Source organism: Allomuricauda sp. CAU 1633, from assembly GCF_017313225.1.
GTDB lineage: Bacteria > Bacteroidota > Bacteroidia > Flavobacteriales > Flavobacteriaceae > Flagellimonas.
Genome location: NZ_JAFLNE010000007.1, coordinates 28,271 through 54,885, shown reverse-complemented (window position 1 = coordinate 54,885; position 26,615 = coordinate 28,271). Strand labels below are relative to the sequence as shown.

Sequence of the window (26,615 nt, the reverse complement as noted above, 5' to 3'; positions counted from 1 at the left end):
AAGGATTTGATCAATAAACTTTTGACTGTCTAAATTTTCTCAAACACCAACCGATAATGGTCCATTATTTCCTTTTCAAAGCATATTTTGTTTGGGCTGATTTTAAAGACGGCCACTTGATGTCTAAATTCCTTGTCAATAACGTATTTGGGTACTAGGGATAAGTAGAGCCAATATTTTTTCAGGTTGAACTTCCTGAACTTCTTTCGCCATTGGCTTATCGTCTCAATATAGTCCAGTCTACCACTACTTTGCGAGATCAATCTAAAGTTTGGTTCGGCATTTCGTATCACCATTTCTGGGCCGTAGGGCAACCATGAACCCGGAAATTCTTTGACCATCAGTGCCATGACATGGGCTGCTGAGCCTTTTTTGGCCTTGACGTCCAGTTCTTCAAAATCGATCATGTTTTTGCTAAACGTCATGGTCTGCATGTAGAACCTACCTCCTTTTGGCAATAAATCATTAAGGGTTCTGAAAAAATCACTATATACCTTTTCTTGATTCCCCTCTTTCCACTCCTCAACCGAACAAAAATGTTCTAAACCTCCTATACAAGCTATGGCATCAAAGGTTCCAAAATCTTCCGGTTTTACATACCGGCAATCCTTTACAAACACATTTAGTCCATTTTTTTGGCATGCCTCCGCTTGACCCTTCGACAAGGTCAATCCAATACTGATTGCCCCCCTTTCCTTTGTGATAAAATGGGAGAATGGACCCCAGCCACATGCCATATCCAACACCTTACTTTCCCCATCTATATTGAGGCTGTCCGCTATAAACCTGTTCTTTTCCTTTTGCGCCTCTTCCAAGGACATTGAGAAATCACCATCGTACTTGGCACCGCTGTAATCTGCGGTTTCACCCATACTTAAACGGAATATTTTGTCTATGGTGGTGTACGTAAAATCCAAATCTGCCTTGTCTGCCATTCTATTAATTTTAGGTTTAATTACTCGTTTCCGCAGCACAGCATCTCAAAACATTGTGTTCTCAAATCATGTGCTACAGATGTCACTTCTATGTTAAAACATCAAAGCTTATAAAGGAAATACGACTTTATTTTTGATTCCCGTACCCTGAAGAATTGTGAAATATTTGTAAATAGATGTGTAAAAAACCTTTTCTCTACGGGCAATAAGATAGTAGTAAGACTTTAGAAAAGGGTTTGAACAAAATATATTCATCTAAAGATAGGCATTAAACTGTTCTCTCTAACCATATATCATGGCAACATTCAAAATATTAGTTATTAATTGATATAAAATATAACAGCCACAGTATTACACTTCTAATGCTGAGATCATAATTACGCTTTACCGCCGATAATTTACTTGTTATAGGGTTAGGACCTTTAGAAAATTTGTGACTAAATTTATCCATAAGACTGGACAGATCCTGAAGTTTTAGAGTGGTAATTTTATCATTTTTTATCTCAAAAACCGTCACTTTTACGTCACTTATAGAAAGACAAAACCCTGATAATCAATTTATTATCAGGGTTTTTAAGTACCTTGGGTGGGAATCGAACCCACACTCCCGAAAGAACTGGATTTTGAATCCAGCGCGTCTACCAATTCCGCCACCAAGGCATCTATGTTAACTCATCTCTGAGTTTTCGCAAATTTTCCTTACCCACGCCCGACTTCCAATATTTTTCCCTTTTTCGTGCCGATAATCTATCCAAACATTCCTCTGAATAAATCAGCTTAAACGGAGCATAAAACTTTGTTGTCCGCTCTCTTCCTGAATTGTACCTTGCAATCCTTTCTTTCAAATTGGATGTCATCCCCACATAAATGTAGTTATGTTCCAAACTTGATATCGCATAGACACTAATCAACGGGTCAATATTTCAATTTCAGCGCGCCTGCCTGTCGGCAGACAGGTCTACCAATTCCGCCACCAAGGCATAAGCAATTATAGTGGCTTATTTTAATTGCGGATGCAAAGCTAAAAAATAATTTCATTTACCACCAAAAAATACTTGCTTTATTCCTTTAGCAACCCGAATTAATTTTTAAATTTGCACCTCTTTAGAAAAAAGCGCTTCAAAAAGCTAGTTAACAAGAGTTTGCAATGGCATATCAAGTTCCCGAGCCCAAAATTTTTGCTTGCACGCAAAGTGTTGACCTTGGTCAGAAGATAGCGGCTTCTTATGGTGCTGATTTGGGAAAGATTCAGTTTTCCAGATACAGCGACGGAGAGTTTCAGCCTTCTTTCGAAGAATCCATTCGCGGTGCGCGCATTTTTATCATTGGGTCCACAAACCCAAGCTCGGAGAATTTAATGGAAATGCTTTTGATGCTCGATGCTGCCAAGCGGGCTTCCGCAAGACATATTACTGCGGTAATGCCCTATTTTGGATGGGCCCGTCAGGATAGGAAAGATAAACCTCGCGTTCCCATTGCCGCAAAATTGGTTGCTAAAATGTTGGAGACGGCTGGTGCCACTCGAATCATCACCATGGACCTCCATGCCGATCAGATTCAAGGGTTCTTTGAAAAACCGGTGGATCATCTTTTTGCATCGACCTTGTTCCTACCTTATTTGAAAGGGCTTAATTTGGACAATCTCTGTATTGCTTCCCCAGATATGGGTGGTTCCAAAAGAGCCTACGCGTATTCCAAAGCGTTGGAGTGTGATGTGGTCATCTGTTACAAGCAACGCGCCAAGGCAAATGTCATTTCCCACATGGAACTCATTGGTGATGTGCAGGGAAAAAATGTGGTTTTGGTGGATGATATGGTGGATACTGCTGGTACGCTGACCAAGGCTGCAGATTTAATGATGGAAAGAGGAGCGGTAAGCGTTAGAGCTGTCACCACACATGGATTGTTGTCCGGCAAAGCGTATGAAAGAATAGAAAAGTCAAAGTTGTCGGAATTGATCGTTACCGATTCTATTCCCATCGATGAGACCAAGAAAAAAATAAAGGTATTGAGTTGTGCCGACCTTTTTGCAGATGTCATGCACCGGGTACACCACAACACCTCAATATCATCAAAATTTTTAATGTAAATCAATTTTAATATATAACAATGAAGTCAATTACTATCAAAGGATCCCAAAGAGAAAGCGTGGGCAAGGTATCTACCAAAGCCTTACGTAATGCTGGAAAGGTCCCTTGCGTGCTGTACGGAGGGGATAAGCCATTGCACTTTTCAGCTGATGAAATCTCGTTTAGAGATTTAGTGTACACCCCCAACGCACACACGGTTGTGATTAAATTGGAGGGTGGTGAAAAGTTGAGTGCCGTTTTACAGGACATTCAGTTTCATCCCGTAACCGATAAAATCCTTCACATCGATTTCTATCAGTTGTTTGAGGACAAACCTGTTACCATGAACATTCCTGTTCGTTTGGAAGGAAATTCCCCAGGGGTACGAAACGGTGGTCGTTTGCTGTTCAGAAAGCGTAAACTTTCCATTAAGGCATTGCCTGATCTACTTCCTGATTTTATCACTGTGGATATCTCCAAACTAAGAATTGGTGGTACCATTGCTGTTGAAACCGTGTTGAATGACGACTATACCATCTTGCACCCAGATAGCACAGCTATTGTACAGGTGAAAGCTTCCAGAACTTCTGTTGATGAAGAACTTGAAGATGAAGATGAAGAAGGAACAGAAGAAGGTGCAGAAGCTACTGCTGAAGGTGAAGGCGGAGCTGAAGCCCCAGCAGCTGAGGCTACTGAATAGTCTTTAGACCTTAACACAAAGCATCCCGGTTTTACTAATGTGAAATTTGGGATGCTTTTGTATTTTTAGACAAAATGGTTCCTAGATGCTCCAGTTTATAAAAAACCTTTTGGGTACCCAAAAATCCCTTTTACAAGAAACTGACCCTATGAAAAAATTCCTTGTTGTTGGCCTCGGAAATATCGGAGCAGAATATGAAGAAACCCGACATAATATCGGTTTTAAGGTGTTGGATTTTTTGGCTGAAGAGGAAAGCCTCACTTTTGAAAGTGCCAAATTAGGCGCTGTTGCCACTTTTAAATATAAGGGACGAAGTATTCTATGCTTAAAACCATCCACTTATATGAATTTAAGTGGAAAAGCGGTTAACTATTGGATGGAAAAGGAGAGTATTGCTTTGGATAATGTGCTTATCATCACGGACGACATCAACCTACCTTTTGGAACCATTCGCTTGAAGACCAAGGGAAGCGATGGTGGCCACAACGGGCTAAAAGACATCCAAAATACTTTGCAGACCTCCCAATATCCTCGGTTTCGATTTGGTGTGGGGGCTGAATTCAGCAAAGGAAGACAGGTGGATTATGTTTTAGGACAATGGAATGTGGAAGAAGCGGCAGCACTTCCTGAGCGATTGAAAAAATCCACAGAACTTATCCGTTCCTTTGTGTTTGCCGGAGTAAAAAACACCATGAACCAGTTTAACGGCACCTAGTTAAAATACTTTAAAGTCGAATACTCCAGAATCCGAGCGGTTTCCCTCCAAATCCGTAGTAATGATACTCCAATAATAGACGGTATCAGAATTCACCGTGACGGAGAACTCCATAGTTTCTGAATCAACAGTGCCCATTGAAGTTGTAGGTGGATTTTCATCAGAAAAGAACACCTCAAAAGAAGTAATATCATTGTCCACATCGGCTCCCTGCCATTCCAACAGCACTTCATTGGCCAAATCTTTTTGAACAGTGGAACCGGAAACCGGGTTTACCAACTGTGCTGGAAAAGGAGCATACGTGGTTTCAAAACCCGCATTGTAGAACAGCCAGGTTTCACTTGTTGCGGTTTGATCAGAATTGGAACTGATGGAGGTGACTGACCACGAGAAGGGCGTGCCCTTGGCAATGGACAAACTGGCCGATGTTGCCGCTGTGGATATGGTTTGGGGCACATTGGTATCCAGATTAACCACACTCAAGCTATACCTATCCGTGTTGGAAGAAGCCATCCACTGGAACGTTACCTGGCTCAATGACTCATTTATACTGACGCCGGTAGTACACTCCGAATTTTCTTCAGGAAAGATCAGGGATGCCCCTGTAGGAGTTGGTGGTGGATCGTCATTACCCCCGCATGAAACCAAAATGGCCAATATGCACCCTGCTGCTAACTTCCTGATCATCTTTTTATGAATTTAAACATTTCCTTTACCCCTGCCTTTTCTATCCCTAGATAATAGATTCCTCTAGATAAAGAAGATAGGTCCAACTCAAGATTGTTCCCACTCACCGCTTTTGAATCTGTTCGAACCAAACGCCCATCTGCAGTAAAAATCTGGATTTCCACATTGCCCTCGTACCCACTTAAGTACACTTCCGCAACCGAATCTATGGGATTGGGGGAAAGCACCGGACTGGAGGAATAAAACAAGGTTTTTTCAACAACCCCTTGGCACGGAAGGTTGGAAGACACCTTCAATACATTTTTACCTTCCGCCAATGGAAGCTGGAGCTTGGAACTTTCCGTTTGTGTTACTAGTCCATTGAGCTCTACATTGTAGAAGTCGGCCCCGCTCAAGCTAACATCCAAGAGTTCGGCATTTGTGGTGGCTTCCACATCCAAAATATCCGGTTCCGTGATGCTGATGTCAAAACAGGTTTCTTGATAGGTAACCAACCCATTGGCACCCGTAATGCACAATGAATAATTTCCAGCACTTAGGCTTAGGAATGTATGCTCATCGGTAAAGTCCACCGTTGATGGTGTTCCTCCCCCATCCAATAAAGCGGTATAAGTTATGGAAGTGTCAAATGGTGTTATGGCAATTGTACCATTATTGCTACTTCTACACGTTTCACTTTGAATTACTATTGCAAAATTGTCTGAGGGAAATCGGAATACCTGACAGCCATTGGTATCCACCTCAACTCCTTTTGGTGTGCCCAGACATAGATCATCACCATCATCAAAAACACCATCCTCGTCCTCATCGGGCCTAAACGCCCCTTCCACGCATACATCCATGGAAAAAGCTATCAACGCACCGCCGTCGCTTGGGGCAGTATCTTGGATTTCCAATACCCATTCTCCCAAAATTGACTCTCCATTAAATGATGCCAACGACCCTAGTGGACTAACGGTCCCCATGATTGCAGGGTTACCAGAGCATATAATAGGATCACCATCATCATCAAAAACGGCATTGATATTGTTCAACCCTCCACAGGTGTTGGAGATAAGGGCAACCCGAGTCCCGGCTGGTGAAATTAAATTAATAATCAAGTCTTCCAAAAACGTATGATCAACCTCTAGATTCACATTGATATCCGAAATGGGAAGGTCTTCAAAAAAATGTATCGAGCTGGTCACCGTTGGTGTTGCTATGGAAGAAATCTCCAAAGGAAGGCCATTTCTAGGCTCTACACTTTTACAATCTACCTGAATTGTGGTAAAACTAAAAGGAGCACCAAAAGTTCCTGTTCCACAATCATTGTTGGGACGGACCCTCCAAAAATATTCGGTTTGTTCCTCCAATCCGTTTACCTGATAAAATGCAAATGGCACTGTTGCGGATGAGATAATATCCGTAAACCCAACATCTGTGGCCACTTCAATATCATAGCTTGAATACAAAGGATTGGCCGCCCAACTCAGTTGAGGATTCAAAGTGATGCCCGTTTGCATATTGGCAGGTGACTCCAAGACTGCATCAGGAAAGGTTCCATCTCCAATGGTCAGGGATATCGTTACATTCTTAGTGACTGACGCTGAAGTAGAGGTTACCATAATATCATACACCCCCGCCGCAACGGCATTGGTATTGGAAAGCGTCAGGTCCACCGCTGTATCATCAGTACTGGCCTGCGTTGGTAAAAAAGATGCTGACAATCCCGCAGGCACATCGGCGGAAAAAGTTGACATTTCACTAAACCCACCAAACGTTTGATACGTAAAGGGAACAACTATATCGTTAGGTTGGCACACCGTAAAAGACAACTCTTGAAAGCTCAAAACCACTTCCGATTGTTCAATTGTAAAATCAGAGGCGTTGATGGCAAAAAACACATTATCACTTGCCTTCACCATAATTCGGGCCGAATTGGTTATATCCCCTGGAACAAGGATTTCCTCAGAACCATCGTTTAGGGTGTCATCCGCCAAAACAATGGGAAAACTCATTCCACCATCCAATGAAAGAAAAATGTCCACAGTTTGTGCATCAATAGGTGAACTATTGGTGTTTGCCACATCCCAAGTAATCTCTTGTGCGGAACCTGCCACATAGGTTTCGTTTGCAGCTTGCGATGTTACCACAAAAGGACCAGCCGCCTTAAACACATTTACATCGAGCACATCAGAAACCACTTGTCCTCCACCAGCTGCATTGTCTCGAACCGTGAAAGCAAAACTTAAGGTCCGTTCAATATCGGAAACGGTTTCCCATGCATCGTTTACCAATGGGCCTTCTTGCGTTAAGTTTCCTTGTACCACTTCAGTTAATCTGGGAAAATACCGTGCTGGGTCAACACTTGGTGGCAGTGACCTAAAATTAGCTCCACTGGGGTTAGTGGAACCAAAAGTATTGGTGGTGACCACCCCATCATTAATTTGCTCCCAAGTATACGTCAGCACATCTCCAACATCAGGGTCCGTTGCCACGCCCTCCAACACAAATGCGGTTCCTCTTGGAATATTATAATCTCCCACGGGTGTTAATACAGGGGGGGAATTGGTCTGGACGGTAGTTTGGGCACAATCAACAGATTGCAAGTAATTCGATATTTGAAATATGCTGATAAAATGAAAGTAATCATCCCCATTGGGTGCTACGTTGTTACCGGGAACAATTCCAGCATAGCCCATTATGGTACTTCCACTTGCAGGCTCTGCTTGCACGCCAGTTCCTTCAGATTCGAAGGACCACGTGTGGTTTGCGCCAAATTGATGCCCCAACTCGTGGGCCACATAATCCAAATCAAAAACATCGCCTTCCGGTTCAAATGCGGCGGAGAATGCACTTCCTTTTTGGTTATCGGAACAAACAGCTCCAATAAAGCCAGCATTTCCGTTGTTTTGCTCAGGATCATCCACTCGGTGGAACAAATGTCCCACATCATAATTGGCTTCACCAATGGTTGAAGTGAGTGTATTCTGCACTTGGGAATTAAGACCACCGTTATAGGGATCAGTATCAGGGTCGGCAAAAATGACCAAATCATTATTGGGAATCAACTCCAGTGTAACACCCAAATCCGTTTCAAAAACCTCATTTACGCGGGTTAGTGTAGCATTGATGGCCGCTAGGGCATCCACAACTGTACCCCCATGGTATTCCGTATACTCCCCAGTAACCGATACTGCAATCCGGTACTTTCTGAGCAGCTGATCATCCACCAAGGGCACAAGGGTTTTGCCCGTGCCTCCACCTGACATTGTTTTATCCTGCAATAGTACTTCGGTCTTGCACAGAAAGCTGTTCTCCAACTCTGAACGCTCTCCCTTGTTGTACAATACATACGAATTGTCATCATTCAACATAGGTTCCAAAAAGGCTATTTTTTGATTGTTCAGGTCAACCACCATACTTTCAATACCTTTATGGGAACTACTAAGTTTTATTTTATGTTTTCCATCCAAGCTCACCCCTGTGAAAGACTTTATTTGAGGATACTTGGCAGTTAATTCTGGGTGAAGGACAGGGGTTTCTTTAAGTGCGAAAGGAACCACATTCCCATCACTGTCGGGCAGGTATACAATCTGTTTTCCATTTTTGGAAACTGAAAATCCCTGTAGCTTTTCTGAAAAAAGGTTTTTATCCAATGAAAAAAGCGCTTGCGCCTTTCCCATGTCCTTTACTGATGCACTCTTCAGGTTGGATTGTTTGGGAACAGATTTCCAATACGCTTGCTGCCCATAGGTACAAAAGCAGCTAAAAAGTATGGTTATTGAAAAAACAAGATGTAATTTAGCTTTCATACAGTACGCAAGGCATCAGTCGAATTTCAAAAATAAGCCTTTTTTTATTTCTTGATTTAGGTGGAAACAATCCAAGACATTTCTCTTTTTAAGCATCTTACAAATCAAACCGTCATTACCATCGGTACTTTTGATGGTGTTCATTTGGGACATCGTAAGATATTGGAACGCCTCACAAATAATGCCAAAAACACTGGATTAAAATCCACGGTACTTACTTTTTTCCCCCACCCCAGGATGGTATTGCAGAAAGATACGGATATAAAACTATTGAATACCATTGAGGAAAAAACCCAGATCATGGAAAGTCTGGGATTGGATTATTTGGTTATCCATCCCTTCACCAAGTCATTTTCGCGACTTTCGGCAACTGACTTTGTTCAAGATATATTGGTCAACAGCCTAAAGGCCAAAAAAATCATTATTGGCTACGACCACAGATTTGGACGTAACCGAAATGCCAATATCCAAGACCTGATCGCTTTTGGGGACACCTTGGATTTTGAAGTGGAGGAAATCCCGGCACAAGAAATTGACGATGTCTCCGTAAGTTCCACCAAAATAAGAAATGCACTTATGGAAGGGGATGTGGTCACGGCCAACAGCTATTTGAGCTATGCCTATATGCTCACCGGAACCATTAAAAAAGGGAAGGGATTGGGCAAACAGTTTGGCTTTCCCACAGCAAACCTCCACATTGCCGAAGATTATAAGCTTATTCCAAAAAATGGAGCCTATGTGGTTAAAAGCATGCTTAAAGGGAAGAAGTATTTTGGAATGATGAACATTGGGTTCAATCCAACCGTAGCCGGCACCGAAAAAAGCATAGAGGTCAATTTTTTTGAGTTTGATGGCGACCTCTACGAGCAAAAAATACAGGTAGAGATCTTACACCGCATTCGCGATGAGCACAAGTTCAACTCCGTTGAAGAACTGCGGGAGCAATTGAAAAAAGACAAGAATTTTTCGCTGGACCTAATCTCCAAATAGATGCTGAATCAGTTTCTTTTTAAGAAAATTGACAACGCCCAACTCGTTGTTTTCCGAATTTTCTACGGGCTTCTGGTCAGTGCCGAATGTTACGGAGCCATCGCCACAGGATGGGTCCGGAGAACCTTGATTGAACCCCAGTTCACTTTTAATTTTATAGGATTTGACTGGCTTCAACCGCTCCCGGGGAATGGTATGTATATCTATTTTGCCATCATGGGCACCCTTGGGATTTTGATAACCCTTGGCTATAAATATCGGCTTAGCACCTTTGCATTTGCCGTTATGTGGACCGGGGTGTACCTGATGCAGAAAACATCATACAACAATCACTACTATTTATTGATGCTGCTTGCATTCATTATGGCTTTTTTGCCAGCAGGTCGAGATGCCTCCCTAGACGCCAAATTGAATCCCAACTTACGGTCGCACACCATGCCCAATTGGGTACGGTGGACCATAATTTTACAATTGTTCATTGTGTACACCTACGCATCCGTGGCCAAATTATATGGGGATTGGTTGGATTTTAGCATTATTGAAATTTTGATGCGGTCCAAAGATGATTACCCGCTCATAGGTGAATTGCTACAACAAAAGTGGGTGCACAAAATCGTTGCCTTTTTTGGTATTTTCTTTGATTTGCTCATTGTACCCGCCCTACTTTGGAAACCTACCCGGAAAATAGCCTTTGGCACAGCTCTGTTTTTTCATTTGTTCAACAGCTACGTGTTTAGGATAGGAATATTTCCCTACCTCTCCTTGGCCTTTACCGTCTTCTTTTTTGAGCCACAAACTATTAGAAGTATATTTCTGAAAACCAAAGAAGTTGTCATAGACCAAGTACTAACAGTGCCTAAAAACAGGAACATCATCGTTGGGGTTTTGGGGATTTATTTCATCATCCAACTGGTGCTTCCACTACGTCATTATGCATTCAAGGATGACGTGCTTTGGACCGAGGAAGGGCACCGATTAAGCTGGCGGATGATGCTTAGAAGTCGTTCCGGAAACATCCGCTACCGTGTCGTGAACAAGGAAACGAAAAAGGTCAACTTTATTGATTTGGATGATTATCTCACCAAAAAACAACGAAGAAGAGTGGCCTGCTATCCCGATTTTGCCTGGAAATTTGCCCAGCGTTTAAAAAAGGACTATGCCAAAAAAGGCGAGGATATTGAAGTTTTTGTCACGAACAAAGTCAAAGTGAACAGTGGAGAATATTACGAATTTATAGACCCAAAAGTGGACTTGGCCAGTGTTCCTTGGAAACACTTCGCCCACAATGATTGGATTTTACCCCGCCAATCAGCGGATTCCACAAAAACAAGTGACTAAAAAGGGTTGGCTCGCTGGCACAATTGTAAAGGTAATCCCCATGGATCTCGGAGCATTACAATAAAGCTTCCGTCATCCAACTTCACGTCCAGCTCAAAAGTGGCACCCATGTCCATCAACCGTTTTTTATCCTGTTCCGCATCTTCAGATACAAAAGCTACATGAAAATTCAACGGATTTACATTGGAATAGTCCATGGCTTTAACGTCCGCACGCTGATAAAACTCAATTACCACACGTCCGGTACTATCTTCCAAAAAGGTTACAAAAGGAGGTTTTTTCTCGGCTACGCGTGCTTTTAGTCCTAAATTGGACACATACCATTCCACAACCGAAGGTGCATCAGCCACGTTCACCGCAAAGTGCTCAAAAATCATATTGGATTATTTAGTTAGACAGTACAAAGGTAATTGTTTACGTTGTAGTGTAAGATGGGTAAATTCCCTAAATTTGCCGCTCAAAATAAGGCCATGCTTCAATTACAGACCATTAGGGAAAACAAGGAACAAATCATTGCAGCGTTAAAAAAGCGCAATATCGATGCTGCACCCATACTGTCAAAAGTTATCGAATTAGATGAAAAAAGACGTTCCATCCAAACTGAATTGGACAGCACCTTGGCCGAATCCAACAAACTTTCCAAGGAAATTGGCATACTCTTCAAATCTGGAAAAGCACAGGAAGCTAACGCCCTAAAAGAGAAAACGGCTGGACTGAAAGAAACTTCAAAGCAATTGGGTGATGATTTAAATGCCACTGCGGAAGCTCTGCAGGAGCAATTGTACCTCATTCCCAACATTCCACATGAATCTGTACCTGCTGGGAACAGCGAGGAAGACAACGAAGAGGTTTTTCTTGAAGGCGATGTGCCCACTCTTACCGAAAATGCATTACCCCACTGGGAACTCGCCAAAAAATATGATATTATTGATTTTGAGCTCGGTGTAAAAATTACCGGAGCGGGTTTTCCAGTTTACAAAGGAAAAGGCGCTCGTTTACAGCGTGCATTGATTTCTTATTTCTTGGACAAAAACACCGAAGCCGGTTATACTGAAATGCAGGTGCCACACATGGTCAATGAAGCATCTGGATACGGAACCGGACAATTGCCTGACAAAGAGGGCCAGATGTATCATGTGCAAGCAGATGACCTTTATTTGATTCCCACTGCGGAAGTGCCGGTGACCAACTTGCATCGCGATGATATTTTGGCCGAAAGTGATTTTCCCATCAAATACACAGGCTACACACCTTGTTTTAGAAGGGAAGCCGGAAGCTATGGGGCCCATGTTCGTGGTTTGAACCGACTGCACCAATTTGACAAAGTGGAGATTGTGCGCTTGGAGCATCCCAACAATTCCTACCAAGCTTTGGATGAGATGGTGGAACATGTGAAAAATATCCTTCGGGAATTGAAACTGCCGTATCGAATCCTTCGGCTTTGTGGTGGCGATTTGGGCTTTACCTCCGCCCTCACCTATGATTTTGAGGTATTTTCAACGGCCCAAGACAGATGGTTGGAAATCAGTTCTGTTTCCAATTTTGAAACCTTCCAAGCGAATCGATTAAAGCTTCGTTTTAAGGATGAAAACGGAAAAAGTCAGCTGGCGCACACGTTAAATGGAAGTTCTTTAGCATTACCACGAGTTTTGGCCGGCATCTTGGAGAACTATCAAACCGATAACAGTATTAAAATCCCTGAGGTTTTGGTTCCCTACTGCGGTTTTGATACTATTGACTAGGGATTTCATCGATTTATTTGGATTCGCTTAACAGAATCCCCCGCTTTTCTACGTTATATTTGAAATAAAATGAGCTATTGCGATACTTTTTATTTCTCATATCGTGCTTTTGCCTACTGACCTACGCTAATGCCCAAGAAGACTTTTTGGCCAAGCAGTACTTTAATGATGGGGATTACGAAAAAGCGGTGGTCTTTTACGCAAAATTGGTGGAACAAAATCCAAGGCGCACCGATTATTCCGAGGGTCTGGTTGCATGCTACCAACAATTGGAACGGTACGAGGATGCGGAGAGTTTCCTTTTAGAAAAGGTAGATGACCCCTATGCATTTCCCACTTTCTTTATTGAATTGGGCTATAATTATACCCTTCAAAACCAAGCCGACCGTGCTACTGAATATTATGAAAGGGCCGTTCAAAAGATTGATGAAAATCCCAATTATGGGTACAGTGTCGGCTATCGATTTCAAAAATATGCCATCTTGGATTATGCCGTAAAAGCCTACTCCAAGGCCATGGCCTTAAAGCCCGAGCTGAATTATGATTTTCAGTTGGCGCGAATTTATGGGGAACAAGGCGACATTGAAAAAATGTACCAATCCTACCTAAACCTGATATGGGAAGGACGAACCTCGCGCTCCAACGTACTTCGCAACATCGATGATTTTATTTCTGAAGACCCAACAGATTCCAATAACGCTTTACTGCGAAAAGTGCTGCTCCAAAATGCACAGAAAAACCCAGATATTCTCTGGAATGAACTGTTGAGCTGGCTTTTTATTCAACAGAAACAGTACAACAGTGCCTTCAGTCAGGAAAAGGCCATTTTTAAGCGCTCGGAAGATAATTCCATGGATCGTTTGGAAAATTTGGGGCAGATTGCCTTGGAAGAAAATGATTTGGAAAATGCCACTGCCATTTTTGACTATATTGTGGACAACGCTGATGACCCTAGAACCAAGCTCAATGCCCAACTCCATCTTATTGACATTGAGTTGTTGGACCCAACGGAAAAGACATTGGATGAAGTTGAAAAAAAGTTTCAGGATTTGGAGGCCGAGTATGGAAATGAGAGCAGAACGCTTCAACTTCAGATTGCCTATGCCAATTTCCTTACGTTTAAGAGAGAGCGTCCCGAACCTGCTATTGCTTTGCTCAAGGAAAGTTTGGAACTCCCAATGAACCGCATGGCCGTGGCCTATGTAAAATTGGCCTTGGGTGATATTTTGGTCTACAATCAACAATTCAATCAGGCACTGATTAATTTTACGCAAGTGCAAAAAAGTCTGAAAAATGATGTTTTGGGTCAAAATGCCCGTTTTAAGGTAGCGCAGACCAGTTTTTATAAAGGCGATTTTGACTGGGCCCTTACCCAGTTGAAGGTGTTGCGGGGTTCCACCTCACAGCTTATTGCCAATGATGCCATGCAATTGAGTTTATTGATTTCAGACAACTCTTTGGAAGATTCTACCCAAACCGCGTTGAGAAAATATGCCCGCGCTGACTTGATGGCCTATCAAAATAAAAATGTGGAGGCCATAACCGTTTTGGAAGACATCTTACAAAATCATAAGGGTGAAAAAATTGAGGATGAGGCCTTGTTGAAACAAGCAGAGCTTTTGGAAGCACAAAAGGATTATGAAAGTGCCGAGTTCAACTATAAAAAGATTGTGGAATTCTATTCGGATGGAATTTTGGCCGATGATGCGCATTTTGCTCTGGGCGAACTCTACCGAAATATTTTGAACGAGCCCGAAAAAGCCAAAAGCCATTACGAGAAGATTATCTACAACTATCAGGATAGTTATTACTTTCCCCAAGCCCGAAAGAATTTTAGAAGGCTCCGGGGCGATGCCATTAACTAATTCTTCCCTACATTTAAGCCAAGAAATTCAAGGGCAATGCTGATTTACAACGTTACCATCAACATCGATGAAAGTGTTCATGATGAATGGCTTATTTGGATGCGGGACAAACATATTCCAGATATGTTAAAAACAGGACGGTTCTCCCATGCCAAAATGGTCAAGGTTTTGGTGGAAGAAGAAATGGGAGGTATCACCTATTCCATTCAGTATACCACTCCAGACCGCAAAACTTTGGAATGCTATTACGAGTTTGATGCCGAACGGTTACGGGAAGAAGCCCAATACAAGTTTCCCAATAAGTTTGTGGCGTTTAGAACTGAACTAGAAGTCATCCATCAACAAATACCCTAGCCCATTGGAATACCTTTTTACCTATGGCACCCTACAGGATCTTCAGGTACAGGAGTATATTTTTGGGCGTATTTTAGATGGAAAACCGGACTTTCTGTCTGGCTTTAAACGGTTTGAAAACGCCGTCTATGGCCGATACCCTTTGGTGCTTCATACCGAAAATGAAGAAGATAAGGTTGAGGGCATGGTCTACAAAGTTTCCATAGCAGACCTTAAAAAAGCCGATATCTATGAAACCAGTGCCTACAAACGGGAAAAATTCCATTTGGAATCCGGGACCGTGGCATGGGTGTATATCGAAAATTCCAAGTAACTTGCAAAAAAACCCCTGTGTCCAGAAAGAACAAAAGAAAGCTGGGTAACGGCAAAGCCAGAAAAGCGGAAAACGGACAGGAAGATGGTGCTGTAAAAGCCAAGAAACACTTAGGGCAGCACTTTCTCAAAGATGAGGCCATTGCACAAAAAATAGCAGATACCCTTTCCTTGAACGGATACACCAATGTCTTGGAAATTGGACCGGGAATGGGTGTACTCACCAAATATCTGTTGATGCGGGGCATTGATTTGGTGGCCATGGACCTGGATGAGGAATCCATTGTGTACCTAAACCACAGTTTTCCTTTGGAACATACGGGGATCTTCAAAAAAAATAATGGACTCAATGTCATTGAGGCTGATTTCCTCAAATTCGATTTACAGGAACTATACGGGGACGAGCAATTTGCCATCACCGGGAACTTCCCCTATAATATTTCCAGCCAAATCGTTTTTAAAATGCTTGAAATGAGGCGGCAGGTGCCTGAATTTTCAGGAATGTTTCAAAAGGAAGTGGCGAAACGCATTTGTGAAGGTCCTGGCAGCAAAACATATGGTATCCTCTCTGTATTGGTTCAGGCCTATTACGATGCTGAATATTTATTTACTGTACCTCCCGGGGTATTTGACCCTCCGCCAAAGGTTGATTCAGGCGTTTTGCGGCTCACACGAAAGAAAGAGCTCAACTTGGCATGTGACGAGCGCCTTTTCTTTAAAGTGGTAAAAACAGCGTTCAATCAACGTAGAAAGACCCTTCGCAACAGTCTTAAAACCTTTAACCTTTCCGATAATCTAAAAGAAGATACTATCTTTGACCAGCGCCCAGAACAGCTCAGTGTGGCAGATTTTGTAACGTTGACCCAAAAGATAGCCAATGATCCCGTTTAAACTTACAGAAGAGCTTTTAGAAGACATCCGACAACTGATTGCCGACAAGAAAAATGGTGCTCTGAAGTCGATGATGCAAGAATTCCACTATGCCGACGTAGCTGAGATAGCGGACGAGCTAAATGTGGAGGAAGCCACCTATCTTATCAAACTTTTGGATAGTGAAAAGACTTCGGACATTCTGGCCGAAATGCATGAGGATATCAGGGAAGCTGTTCTAAAAAACCTTACTGCCAAAGAAATTGCAGATGAGCTGTCTGAACTGGATACCGATGATGCGGCGGACATCATCAACGAACTTCCAAAAGAGATCATTCAAGAGGTTATCTCTGAGATTGAAGACCGAGATCACGCCAAGGACATTGTAGATCTTTTGCGTTATGACGATGATTCCGCTGGTGGGCTTATGGCCAAGGAATTGGTAAAGGTCAATGAAAATTGGACCGTCACCACATGTGTCAAGGAAATGCGAGCACAGGCCGAAAATGTTACTCGAGTGCATTCCATTTATGTTGTGGATGACGAAGGCAAACTAAAAGGCCGGCTTTCCCTAAAGGACTTGCTCACCACCTCCACCAAAACGCATATCAAGGATGTTTACATTGCCAAGGTCGATGCCGTAAACGTCAACGAAAAAGGAGAAGAAGTGGCCAAGATCATGTCCAAATACGATTTGGAGGCCATTCCAGTGGTAGATGAAATTGGAAGGTTGGTGGGCCGAATCACCATTGATGATATTGTGGACGTGATCCGTGAGGAAGCTGATAGGGATTATCAAATGGCGGCTGGTATCTCGCAAGGTGTGGAAGCCGATGACAGCATTTGGGAGCTTACCCGCGCCCGTTTGCCTTGGCTTATTTTGGGGTTGTTCGGCGGATTGGGAGCTGCAGCCATCATGGGGGGGTTTGAAGAAATGATTTCCAAACATGCTGTTTTATTTTACTTTACCCCATTGATCGCTGCCATGGCCGGTAATGTAGGGGTGCAATCCAGTGCCATTATTGTTCAGGGGCTTGCCAACGACGATCTCAAGGGAAGTGTAAGCAACCGTCTTATCAAAGAAATGTTGTTGGCACTTTTAAATGGGCTCATTCTAGCCATTTTACTCATGCTGTTCACTTGGATTTGGAAAGGGGCTTTTGCTACCGCTTTGGCCATATCACTCTCATTAGTAGTAGTCATTGTTGTTGCCGGATTAATAGGCACTTTTATCCCTTTGTTCCTGCATAAAAGAAACATTGACCCCGCTATTGCCACAGGTCCTTTTATCACCACAAGCAACGATATTTTTGGCATCTTGATTTATTTTTGGATTGCCAAACTGATTTTGGGAATCTAATTTTTGGTCAATCTCTTTCCAATGAAAACTACAAGAAGTGAATTCATGGCGTCACGATTAAGAGAAGTTCTGCTAAACGGACGCTGGGTTGCCCAAACCAACATCAAAGAACAAATAGAAAGTGTAACCAAGCAACAGGCCATTCAAAAAATAGGTTCCCTGAATTCCATAGCACTGCTTACCTACCATCTTAATTATTATCTGGGCGGAATTTTGAATGTGTTCCAAGGTGGAGCACTTGAAATTAGGGATAAATACAGTTTTGACATGCCCCCAATCCAATCAGAAACGGACTGGAAGAATCTTATACACGAATTTGTAGTCAACGCTGAAAAATTTACATTACATGTGGAACGCATGGAAGACACAACATTTGATGAACCCTTTGTGGATGAAAAATATGGAACGTACCAACGAAATATAGAGGGTGTCATTGAACATAGCTATTATCACTTGGGACAAATTGTATTGATAAAAAAAATGATTCAGGCTGAATAATTCCTAAGCTCTATTAATTTATAGTACCGATATGAAATCCATCAATCTAAAACAAAAACATGCCGAGTTCACGAAACAATGGCATCCGCACCAAATTGCCGTGGTAGATGATATGCAAGTGCTCTTGGCTAAACTGCAAGGAGAATTTGTTTGGCACGCCCATGAGTACGAAGATGAACTCTTCCAAGTGATCAAAGGTACCTTGTATATGCAATTTCGAGACCGGACCGAGGTGGTGAACGAAGGGGAAATCATAGTCGTACCCAAGGGAGTGGAACACAATCCCATGACCAAAAATGGTGAAGAAGTACATGTTCTCCTGTTTGAAAAACTTACCACGGCTCACACCGGAAAAGTGCAGCATGAAAAAACACAAACCCATTATCCAAAAATCTAGGAGTTGTATATTTGACCCATGAAAATTCTCCACCTGGACACCAATCACCCCTTATTGTTGGAACAGTTTGCCCAATTGGGTTTTGAAAACCATGAAGACTACACTTCCACCAAGGAGACGGTTGAAAAAAGCATCCATCTCTACGATGGAATTATCATCCGAAGTCGGTTTACCATAGACCAGCAATTTCTGGACAAGGCCACCAATTTAAAATTTATTGGTCGCGTTGGCGCCGGATTGGAAAATATAGACACCCCATACGCCAAGGAGAAAGACATTTTTCTAGCTTCTGCCCCAGAAGGAAACCGAAATGCCGTAGGCGAACACACCTTGGGCATGTTGTTGTCCCTCCTAAACAAAATGACCAAGGCCAACCGCGAGGTAAAAAAAGGAAAATGGGACCGTGAAGGCAACCGGGGCGTTGAACTTGATGGCAAAACCGTTGGGATAATTGGCTATGGAAACATGGGCAAGGCCTTCGCCAAAAAATTACGGGGTTTTGATGTGGAGGTCATTTGTTATGACATTGTGGGTGGTGTGGGCGATGATAATGCCCGCCAGGTGGGTATCATGGAATTTCAACAAAAATCGGATGTGGTGAGCCTGCACGTTCCCCAAACTGAACTGACCATCGGCATGGTCAACTCGGAATTCATAGATGGTTTTCACAAACCGTTCTGGCTGTTGAATACCGCTCGTGGAAAATGTGTGGTCACCGAAGATTTGGTCACGGCATTAAAATCAGGGAAAATATTGGGTGCAGGATTGGATGTTCTGGAATACGAAAAAAAGTCCTTTGAGAACATGTTCATCCAAAAACCCAAAGCATTCAAGTATCTCCGTAAAGCTAAAAATGTACTTCTTACCCCCCATGTAGCGGGTTGGACTGTGGAAAGCAAGGAAAAGTTGGCCCAAACCATTGTGGACAAGGTAAAAGCAAGATTTTGCTAATTTTAGTGGGTGAAAAAGACCATTTTTGTTTTTTCAGCCTTGATCATTGCCTTGCTCGTTCTCTTTCAATTGAGCAAATACGCCTATCTGTCCGGTGATATTTCAATTGAAATCACCATTGCCATCATTGCTATTGCTTTTTTCTTCATAGGTATCTATATCAATCAAAAAGCGTTGAGAAAAAAGGAGAACGCAATTCCTCCCATCGATCTAGAAAAGATTGAACAGCTTGGAATTAGCCAGCGTGAATATGAAGTATTGATTGAGATTTCAAAAGGCTTGTCCAACAAGGAAATTGCAGATACACTTTTTGTTTCGGAAAGCACCATTAAAACCCATGTATCCAATCTCTTGGTAAAATTGGATGCCAAACGCCGCACTCAGGCCATCCAAAAGGCCAAAGATCTTCAAATTTTAAGCATTTGATTGATTTTAAGGTCAATATACCCTGATTTTGGTACTTTAGTATGAGCCTTGATTTTGCTCTAACTCCTACTTTTGAGTCAACCATTAATACAATTGACCATGAAAAAAACGGTTACCAAGTTTGGCTTGTATGGGGCCATCACCATTTGCGTATTGTTCCTTTTAAGTTGGTACGTGTTTGACGACCTCCCCTATTTTTCGCAGGAAGTTTTGGGGTATATCTCCATGGTTTTATCCTTGAGTTTTGTCTTTTTTGGCATCAAACAGTATCGTGACAAGGAAAATGACGGTAAGGTAAGCTTTAAAAAAGCGCTTCTGATTGGTATCTTAATTAGTTTAATCACTGCTTTGGCTTTTGGGATTCTTGATGTTTTTTATACCGAAGTGCTCAATCCCGAGTTTATGACCGAATATTACAACCACAGCGTTGAAGCTTTGAAAGCATCGCTTCCGGCTGATGAGTTTGAAGCAAAATTGGCCGAGATGGAGTCGCAAAAAGAACTTTTTTCAAACCCTTTGTTCTCCTTTGCATTAATGGCCATGACCGTTTTTGTGATTGGATTCATCATCTCCCTGCTTTCATCCCTTATATTACAACGAAAATAACATCAATATGACGATAGACGCCAAAACCCCTGACGAATACATCAGCAAATTGCCGGATGACCGGAAAGAGGCAGTGTCCCAACTTCGGGATACGGTGAAAAATAATCTTCCTAAGGGTTTTGAGGAGTGCATCAGCTATAAAATGATTGGTTATGTGGTTCCACATTCGTTGTACCCTGATGGATACCACGTTGAGCCAAAGTTGCCATTACCCTTCATTAATATTGCTTCGCAAAAACATTTTGTTGCCCTCTACCACTCGGGAATCTATGCCGACAAAAAAATACACGACTGGTTTGTTGGCGAATATTCCAAATATGTAAAAACAAAATTGGATATGGGCAAAAGCTGCATCCGATTTAAGAACACAAAATCCATCCCCTACCCATTGATTGCGCAACTGTGTAAAAAAATGACACCACAGGATTGGATAACACTATATGAAAAAAAAAAGAAAACATGAAAAACAGAGTTACAGGATTGGGCGGCTTCTTTTTTAAGACCAAGGATCCAGACAAAGTCAAGGAATGGTACAAAACGCACTTGGGATTGAATACCGATCAGTATGGCTGCTCCTTTTGGTGGAAAGACAAGGAAGGTAATGATTGCATGACCCAATGGAGTCCTTTTAAGGACGATACTACCTATTTTAAACCCAGTGAAAAGCAGTTTATGATGAATTTCAGGGTAGAGAACCTGGTAGAATTGCTTAAAGAGCTAAAGAAAGAAGGGGTTACCATTGTTGGAGAGATTGAGGAATACGACTATGGCAAATTTGGATGGATCATGGATCCAGAAGGAAATAAATTGGAGCTTTGGGAACCTGTTGATAAAGCATTTCTATAGGTATTGAATTATTTGTTACATTTAGAAATCGTTTAACCAACACATTATAAACCATGTCCGAAGAAAAAAAAGACTTAGGAGACCAAGCAGAGGAAGCTGCAAAAGACTTTAAAGAAGAGGCCAAAAAAACCGCTGACGAATTTGCAGAGGGCCTTAAAAGCGCTGGAGGTGACAATAAGAAAATTCTGGCGGGAATCTTGGCAATTTTATTGGGCTCCCTTGGAGTGCATAAATTTATATTAGGATATAACAAGGAAGGTTTTATACTATTGGGCTTTTCCATAGTGGCTTATATTTTGGTTTGTTTTGTTATCGGAGCCTTTTTAGCCTGGATTCCTGGAATCATAGGACTTATAGAAGGCATCATCTATTTGACCAAATCAGATGAGGAATTTTACAACACTTACCAAGTGGGCAAAAAGCCTTGGTTCTAAAAAAATAGGCCAGAAATATTCTTCTGGCTTTTTTATTTACTATCTTTATCGTAATATTGCAATATTAATTTTATATTTGTCATCTCAATACAAATTATGGGAGCTTCCAAAACACATATCTTTTCCCCCACCCACAATGAACTGGCCCATGCCGCCAAAGTTTTGGCCCATCCCGCACGTGTGGCCATTTTGGAATACATCAGTAAACAGGATGCTTGTATATGCAATGATCTGGTGGATGTCATTGGCCTGGCCCAACCCACTATATCGCAACATTTGAATGAAATCAAAAAAATTGGGCTCCTAAAAGGAACTTTTGAGGGGAAAAACCTTTGTTATTGCATCAACCAAGAACGATGGGAGGAATTACAACACTCTTTCCATCAGTTCTTTTCCAATATTAACCGTAATTGTTGTTAACTATGAAAACATCAGAATTTCTATCCGTATTAAAGCAACATCAAGACAAAAGTCTGCTTTTTGAATATGCTCCAGACAAGTTAGTTGGAGCCAATTACCATATCACCGAAGTAAAAAACATAACCGTTGATTCAGTTGATTGTGGTGCTGGAACCGATTTTTGGAAAGAAACCATTGTGCAACTCTGGGAAAGTCCAAAAGAGAAAGGCAAAAGAGATTTTATGTCCGTGTATAAAGCATTGGCCATACTCAATAAGGTGGACCGCATAAAGCCCATGGTACAAGATGCCGAAATCAAGTTCGAGTACAGTAACGAAGATTTTCATACTGCTCAGCTTTTTGTAAATGACTACGCTCTGGACAACAATTCGTTGGTGCTAAAACTATCTGTTGAGAAGACAGATTGCAAGGCCAAGGAAACCTGTGGGGTAGAACCCAAATCCGAAGTCAAGGAAGAAGTATCGGCCGGTTGTTCCCCTGAATCAGGTTGTTGCTAAAATAACACTATGTTGATCCGTAGTATGCAAGTTTCCGATTGGGAGCAGGTACGTCAAATCTATACTGAAGGTATCGCCACAGGTATCGCCACCTTCGAAACCAACGCTCCCACCTATGAAAGTTGGGACAATGCCCATGTTTCTACCTGTCGGTTGGTGGCAGAGCAAGACAGTATCATTTTGGGATGGGCCGCCCTATCCCCTGTTTCAAGCAGATGTGTATATGGAGGCGTGGGCGAAGTGAGCGTGTATATTGGTTCTGGAAGCCGTGGCAAAGGTGTCGGAAAATTACTTTTGGAGAAGCTCATTGAAGAAAGTGAACATGCCGGATTTTGGACTATTCAATCCGGTGTTTTTCCTGAAAATAAAGCAAGCATAAAACTGCATGAAAAAGTGGGTTTTCGCTATATTGGCAAGCGCGAACGAGTAGGTAAAATACAAGGGGTCTGGAAAGACAATCTGCTATTTGAAAAGCGTAGCGATACTGTTGGAATCAACTAAAAATCATATCAAAAAAACCAAAAACATGAAAAACGTATTGGTGCTTTGCACCGGAAACTCATGCCGTAGCCAAATGGCCCATGGGTATTTAGAGCATTTTCAGGAGAAACTGGCAAACATCTATAGTGCCGGAATTGAAACCCATGGTCTCAACCCTATGGCGGTATCCATTATGAAAGAGGATAAGGTGGATATTTCGCACCATACCTCCAATCATGTGGATGAATATGCCGGTATCGATTGGGATTATATCATCACTGTATGTGACCACGCCAAAGAACACTGTCCGTTTATCCCGGCCAAAAATGCTCGCCGTTTGCACCAAAATTTTGTCGACCCATCTAAAGTTGATGGCTCAGAGCAAGAAATTCATGAAGCTTTTGTAAGTACAAGAGATGAAATAAAGGAATTTTGTCACGATTTTGTTCGGGAAGAACTCATGGGTTAATAGAGTTACAGTCTCTAAAAGCCATAATCCATGGGGAGCATATCCCCAATTCTATAGCTGGACATGTGCCCTCCAAAAACCAAACTTTCAAAGGGTGTGTAATTACCGTATCTGTCCATAATATAGGTGGTGTCCATTTGATTTATTTTGAGGGTTGACCTATAATTACTCCTTTTCTTGTGGTAGATTATAAATTGACCTCCATAGAACTGAACCTCTCGTAAATCCCCTGATGAATCACCGCTTTTCTCCATGAAATCAGATATTTCCACATTCTTAGACCCTTTTTTCAACCTGAAATTTTGATTTTCAACATCGCCGTACCAACACGCGCGTATAAAATGCCTGGGCGACCCCAAATAGGCTCGCTGCCTTCTGCCCGCAATAGTAGAGTCTCCGTTGGAAGTATCGTAAAAACGGGTAGTTCCATCAAAAAGCGTATGGTAAATGTTGTCTACTCGTTTTAGATTTTTTGTTTTGAAGAAAATTTTAAACTCCTCAATAGTAAAATGAACAAGGTATCCCAAGTATTCATTTTGGACAACAATAGGCTTGTCGCTATAGGCTGAAAGGGTGTTATCTTCTGAATTGAAATAAAGGTGAACATCTTCCTCGTTAACAATTTCACAGGCACGACCTCCCTGTGTATCTCCCAAGAACTCTAATTTAAAGACTTCCATTTTATCCTTTCTGGTAAAAGGATCCGAAGTAAGTACCACTTCTTCCAAGCTTTCAACTTCTTCCTCCAATGCAATAGTAAGTACAGCTTCCCTAGGCAAGTTTGGTATTTTTTGGGTCACGTAACCTAAATGGCTGATGACAAGAGTGGCCTTGTTTTGATAAGGAAGTTGTATACTGAAACTTCCATCTTCATCAGTCATGGTTCCAACAGAACTCCCATCGTAATATACCGATGCCCCGAAAATGGGCGTTTTGGTCTTTGCATCAACGACGGTTCCTTGAATCTCTTGGGATTGGATATGAAGTGTGAAAAAAAGAAAAATAGCAACTAACAGTTTCATAATGGGCAATTATTTCCTCAACTCTCATTTTGGGTTGAATTCCCCTCTGCCATCTTTCGTTCCAACTCCGCTTGAAACTCTTCCATTACGGGTTTTACGGTATCTTCGGGCAAATCGGCTATCCTAATATACATTAAGCCATCCACAGAATTATTAAACAGTGGATCTACATTAAAGGCCACCACTTTTGCATTCTGTTTGATGTATTTTTTGATTAAAACGGGCAATCGCAGGCTTCCCGGTTCCACCTCACTGATCAACTTATCAAATTTATTAAGATCGGCTTGGGTCTCATCAAACACAAATTCCTTATCCGCATCCTTGAGCTGTACCTTGAATTCCTTTTTGGGGCGAATGTACTGGGCCACATAGGGATCCCAATAGTTGGATTTCATAAATTCGATCATCAAGGATTTGGAAAAGTTGGAGAATTGGTTGCTGATGCTCACGCCTCCAATCAAATATTTATGCTCTGGGTGCCTCAGCGTTGTGTGCACAATACCTTTCCATAACAAAAACAAAGGCATGGGTTTTTGCTGATATTCCTTTACAATATAGGCCCTTCCCATTTCTATGGAATGTTCCATCATTCCATAAAGTTCGGGTTCAAAACGGAACAGGTCCTGAAGGTAAAACCCATCAATACCATATTTCTTAAAAATCTCGGACCCCAAGCCCATTCGATAGGCCCCAACAATGGTCTTTTCATCATTATCCCACAGAAATAAGTGGTGGTAATAGGAATCAAACGTATCCAAATCAATGGAATTGTTGGTTCCCTCACCCACTTCTCGAAACGTGATTTCACGTTGTCTTCCAATTTCATTTAAACAGAAGGGCATGTCCCGTTGCTGTGCAAGGTATACTTCGTAGTTTTTGCTTTGTAAAACACGACAATCTTTCTCCCGAAGTCGTTCAATCTCCCCTTCCAATACTTTTGTACTGACCTGCGTTGCTATTTTTTTAGGTGGCTTTGGAATTTTTAGACTGGTGGGCACTTTGTCCAATAAACGCTCCTTCTCAAATACATTGGCCAGTAGATAGGTTTTCTTCCGAAGCAATTCCGTGTAGGATTCCAAAGTCTCTTCCTCATTCTGTGTAGCCACGGATATCGGTTGTCCAATCCGTACTTTAATGGGTCTTCTGTTTTGGGAGGTAAGTTCTGAGGGCAACTTGGCCGTCCTGAAAACATCGTTCATTTTGGACAGTCTATAAAACAATCGGCTGTTACGTGCATGGAAATAAATGGGCACCACAGGAACCTCCGCCTTGCGTATCAGTTTAATGGCCGCTTCCTCCCATGGTTTGTCAACCACCAATTTTTCATCCCTGTAGGTGGAAACTTCGCCTGCTGGAAAAATCCCCAAGGGATGACCTTCTTTCAAATGGGCCAGTGCATTTTTAAAACCCATAATGCTGCTCTTGGCATCCTTGTGGTCCTCGAACGGATTGACGGGCATGATATAAGGCTTCAACGGCTCAATACGGTGTAGCAAAAAATTGGCTATAATCTTAAAATCAGGGCGCTCGTTCAGCAACAATTTCAGTAGCAGTACCCCATCAATACCTCCTAGTGGATGATTGCTTATGGTGATGTAAGGACCCGATTTGGGCAGTCGTTTTAAATCCTCTTCAGGGATTTCAAAGTCAATTTCATAGTGCTCCAGAATGGCATCCAAAAATTCGGGGCCGGGGAGTTCCTTGTTTTTATTGTAAAATCGATTTATGGTCGTAATCTTGGTGGCCACCATTAAGAGCCATCCCACAAAAGTGCCCAAGAATCCATACTTTTCAAGGTGAATCACCTTAGCCACTTCTTTCGCAGAAACCAACCCCAT

Annotated in this window: 30 protein-coding genes and 1 tRNA gene; 23 read left to right on the top strand and 8 right to left on the bottom strand. The window is 42.1% G+C overall.

Annotation, left to right across the window (positions count from 1 at the left end; all coding sequences use genetic code 11):
* Nucleotides 1-29: 29 nt before the first annotated feature.
* The 3 genes from J0X14_RS16150 to J0X14_RS16140 all read right to left on the bottom strand — a co-directional run bounded on the left by J0X14_RS16150 (nt 30) and on the right by J0X14_RS16140 (nt 1,846).
* Complete coding sequence (locus tag J0X14_RS16150) at nt 30-935, bottom strand: SAM-dependent methyltransferase (RefSeq protein WP_207098856.1); 906 nt, start codon at nt 933-935, stop codon at nt 30-32.
* A 578-nt stretch (nt 936-1,513) separates the two neighbouring features.
* Nucleotides 1,514-1,595 (bottom strand) — tRNA-Leu (locus J0X14_RS16145).
* A gap of 2 nt (nt 1,596-1,597) precedes the next feature.
* The gene (locus J0X14_RS16140) at nt 1,598-1,846 is read right to left on the bottom strand and encodes a GIY-YIG nuclease family protein (RefSeq protein WP_207098855.1); all 249 of its coding nucleotides are present in this window, start codon (nt 1,844-1,846) and stop codon (nt 1,598-1,600) included.
* 236 nt (nt 1,847-2,082) lie between these two features.
* Here J0X14_RS16140 and J0X14_RS16135 point away from each other — a divergent pair, with 236 nt between their 5' ends.
* The 3 genes from J0X14_RS16135 (at nt 2,083) to pth (ending at nt 4,419) form a co-directional block, all read left to right on the top strand.
* A complete protein-coding gene (locus J0X14_RS16135) occupies nt 2,083-3,024 on the top strand; it encodes a ribose-phosphate pyrophosphokinase (protein WP_207098854.1) in 942 nt (313 codons plus the stop codon).
* A gap of 20 nt (nt 3,025-3,044) precedes the next feature.
* Nucleotides 3,045-3,704: a 50S ribosomal protein L25/general stress protein Ctc gene (locus J0X14_RS16130; protein ID WP_207098853.1), complete on the top strand. Its 660-nt coding sequence runs from the start codon at nt 3,045-3,047 to the stop codon at nt 3,702-3,704.
* An 85-nt stretch (nt 3,705-3,789) separates the two neighbouring features.
* Nucleotides 3,790-4,419, top strand: coding sequence for an aminoacyl-tRNA hydrolase (gene pth / locus J0X14_RS16125; RefSeq protein ID WP_207098852.1), 630 nt, complete (start codon nt 3,790-3,792; stop codon nt 4,417-4,419).
* Here pth and J0X14_RS16120 read toward each other — a convergent pair whose 3' ends face one another.
* Nucleotides 4,420-5,106 carry a hypothetical protein gene (locus J0X14_RS16120; protein ID WP_207098851.1) on the bottom strand — a complete coding sequence of 229 codons (687 nt, stop codon included), beginning with the start codon at nt 5,104-5,106 and terminating at the stop codon, nt 4,420-4,422.
* Entirely contained in the window at nt 5,103-8,900 is a 3,798-nt protein-coding gene (locus J0X14_RS16115; protein WP_207098850.1) for a reprolysin-like metallopeptidase, read from the bottom strand. Before J0X14_RS16115 ends, J0X14_RS16120 begins: the two co-directional genes overlap by 4 nt.
* A gap of 60 nt (nt 8,901-8,960) precedes the next feature.
* Between J0X14_RS16115 and J0X14_RS16110 the strand changes: the two genes are divergently transcribed.
* Nucleotides 8,961-9,890, top strand: coding sequence for a bifunctional riboflavin kinase/FAD synthetase (locus J0X14_RS16110; protein WP_207098849.1), 930 nt, complete (start codon nt 8,961-8,963; stop codon nt 9,888-9,890).
* On the top strand, nt 9,891-11,228 hold the full coding sequence (locus J0X14_RS16105; protein WP_207098848.1) for an HTTM domain-containing protein: 1,338 nt from the start codon (nt 9,891-9,893) through the stop codon (nt 11,226-11,228).
* On the opposite strand, the gene J0X14_RS16100 is transcribed toward J0X14_RS16105, so the two are convergent.
* Nucleotides 11,225-11,605 carry a VOC family protein gene (locus J0X14_RS16100; protein WP_207098847.1) on the bottom strand — a complete coding sequence of 127 codons (381 nt, stop codon included), beginning with the start codon at nt 11,603-11,605 and terminating at the stop codon, nt 11,225-11,227. The two genes, J0X14_RS16105 and J0X14_RS16100, sit on opposite strands and share 4 nt — an antisense overlap.
* A 93-nt stretch (nt 11,606-11,698) precedes the next feature.
* On the opposite strand from J0X14_RS16100, the gene serS reads away from it, so the two are divergent.
* The 18 genes from serS to J0X14_RS16010 all read left to right on the top strand — a co-directional run bounded on the left by serS (nt 11,699) and on the right by J0X14_RS16010 (nt 23,755).
* Nucleotides 11,699-12,970, top strand: a complete 1,272-nt coding sequence (serS, locus tag J0X14_RS16095) for a serine--tRNA ligase (protein WP_207098846.1) — start codon at nt 11,699-11,701, stop codon at nt 12,968-12,970.
* Nucleotides 12,971-13,047: 77 nt separating this feature from the next.
* Nucleotides 13,048-14,835, top strand: coding sequence for a tetratricopeptide repeat protein (locus tag J0X14_RS16090; RefSeq protein WP_207098845.1), 1,788 nt, complete (start codon nt 13,048-13,050; stop codon nt 14,833-14,835).
* 36 nt (nt 14,836-14,871) lie between these two features.
* Complete coding sequence (locus J0X14_RS16085) at nt 14,872-15,189, top strand: DUF4286 family protein (RefSeq protein WP_207098844.1); 318 nt, start codon at nt 14,872-14,874, stop codon at nt 15,187-15,189.
* A 4-nt stretch (nt 15,190-15,193) separates the two neighbouring features.
* Entirely contained in the window at nt 15,194-15,502 is a 309-nt protein-coding gene (locus J0X14_RS16080; RefSeq protein ID WP_207098843.1) for a gamma-glutamylcyclotransferase family protein, read from the top strand.
* A gap of 17 nt (nt 15,503-15,519) precedes the next feature.
* Nucleotides 15,520-16,392 (top strand): 16S rRNA (adenine(1518)-N(6)/adenine(1519)-N(6))-dimethyltransferase RsmA, encoded by an 873-nt coding sequence (gene rsmA / locus J0X14_RS16075; RefSeq protein ID WP_317194460.1) that lies wholly within the window; start codon nt 15,520-15,522, stop codon nt 16,390-16,392.
* Nucleotides 16,379-17,731, top strand: coding sequence for a magnesium transporter (gene mgtE / locus J0X14_RS16070; protein ID WP_207098841.1), 1,353 nt, complete (start codon nt 16,379-16,381; stop codon nt 17,729-17,731). The genes rsmA and mgtE overlap by 14 nt, the downstream gene beginning before the upstream one ends.
* A 21-nt stretch (nt 17,732-17,752) precedes the next feature.
* Nucleotides 17,753-18,229 (top strand): DinB family protein, encoded by a 477-nt coding sequence (locus tag J0X14_RS16065; RefSeq protein WP_207098840.1) that lies wholly within the window; start codon nt 17,753-17,755, stop codon nt 18,227-18,229.
* Between the two features lie 31 nt (nt 18,230-18,260).
* Nucleotides 18,261-18,626: a cupin domain-containing protein gene (locus tag J0X14_RS16060; RefSeq protein WP_207098839.1), complete on the top strand. Its 366-nt coding sequence runs from the start codon at nt 18,261-18,263 to the stop codon at nt 18,624-18,626.
* A gap of 18 nt (nt 18,627-18,644) precedes the next feature.
* On the top strand, nt 18,645-19,577 hold the full coding sequence (locus tag J0X14_RS16055) for a 2-hydroxyacid dehydrogenase (protein WP_207098838.1): 933 nt from the start codon (nt 18,645-18,647) through the stop codon (nt 19,575-19,577).
* Nucleotides 19,578-19,586: 9 nt separating this feature from the next.
* Nucleotides 19,587-20,003, top strand: a complete 417-nt coding sequence (locus J0X14_RS19225) for a response regulator transcription factor (protein ID WP_207098837.1) — start codon at nt 19,587-19,589, stop codon at nt 20,001-20,003.
* Nucleotides 20,004-20,102: 99 nt separating this feature from the next.
* Nucleotides 20,103-20,609 (top strand): DUF4199 domain-containing protein, encoded by a 507-nt coding sequence (locus tag J0X14_RS16045; RefSeq protein ID WP_207098836.1) that lies wholly within the window; start codon nt 20,103-20,105, stop codon nt 20,607-20,609.
* Between the two features lie 7 nt (nt 20,610-20,616).
* Nucleotides 20,617-21,072 (top strand): DUF1801 domain-containing protein, encoded by a 456-nt coding sequence (locus tag J0X14_RS16040; RefSeq protein ID WP_207098835.1) that lies wholly within the window; start codon nt 20,617-20,619, stop codon nt 21,070-21,072.
* Nucleotides 21,069-21,455 (top strand): VOC family protein, encoded by a 387-nt coding sequence (locus J0X14_RS16035; protein WP_207098834.1) that lies wholly within the window; start codon nt 21,069-21,071, stop codon nt 21,453-21,455. Before J0X14_RS16040 ends, J0X14_RS16035 begins: the two co-directional genes overlap by 4 nt.
* 53 nt (nt 21,456-21,508) lie before the next feature.
* On the top strand, nt 21,509-21,889 hold the full coding sequence (locus tag J0X14_RS16030; protein WP_207098833.1) for a TM2 domain-containing protein: 381 nt from the start codon (nt 21,509-21,511) through the stop codon (nt 21,887-21,889).
* Nucleotides 21,890-21,985: 96 nt separating this feature from the next.
* Nucleotides 21,986-22,309 carry an ArsR/SmtB family transcription factor gene (locus J0X14_RS16025; protein ID WP_207098832.1) on the top strand — a complete coding sequence of 108 codons (324 nt, stop codon included), beginning with the start codon at nt 21,986-21,988 and terminating at the stop codon, nt 22,307-22,309.
* 2 nt (nt 22,310-22,311) lie between these two features.
* The gene (locus J0X14_RS16020; protein ID WP_207098831.1) at nt 22,312-22,806 is read left to right on the top strand and encodes a DUF6428 family protein; all 495 of its coding nucleotides are present in this window, start codon (nt 22,312-22,314) and stop codon (nt 22,804-22,806) included.
* 9 nt (nt 22,807-22,815) lie between these two features.
* Nucleotides 22,816-23,307: a GNAT family N-acetyltransferase gene (locus tag J0X14_RS16015; protein WP_207098830.1), complete on the top strand. Its 492-nt coding sequence runs from the start codon at nt 22,816-22,818 to the stop codon at nt 23,305-23,307.
* A gap of 25 nt (nt 23,308-23,332) precedes the next feature.
* The gene (locus J0X14_RS16010; RefSeq protein ID WP_207098829.1) at nt 23,333-23,755 is read left to right on the top strand and encodes an arsenate reductase ArsC; all 423 of its coding nucleotides are present in this window, start codon (nt 23,333-23,335) and stop codon (nt 23,753-23,755) included.
* Nucleotides 23,756-23,769: 14 nt separating this feature from the next.
* Here J0X14_RS16010 and J0X14_RS16005 read toward each other — a convergent pair whose 3' ends face one another.
* Entirely contained in the window at nt 23,770-24,777 is a 1,008-nt protein-coding gene (locus J0X14_RS16005) for a carboxypeptidase-like regulatory domain-containing protein (RefSeq protein ID WP_207098828.1), read from the bottom strand.
* 17 nt (nt 24,778-24,794) lie between these two features.
* Nucleotides 24,795-26,615, bottom strand: coding sequence for a GNAT family N-acyltransferase (locus tag J0X14_RS16000; protein ID WP_207098827.1), 1,821 nt, complete (start codon nt 26,613-26,615; stop codon nt 24,795-24,797).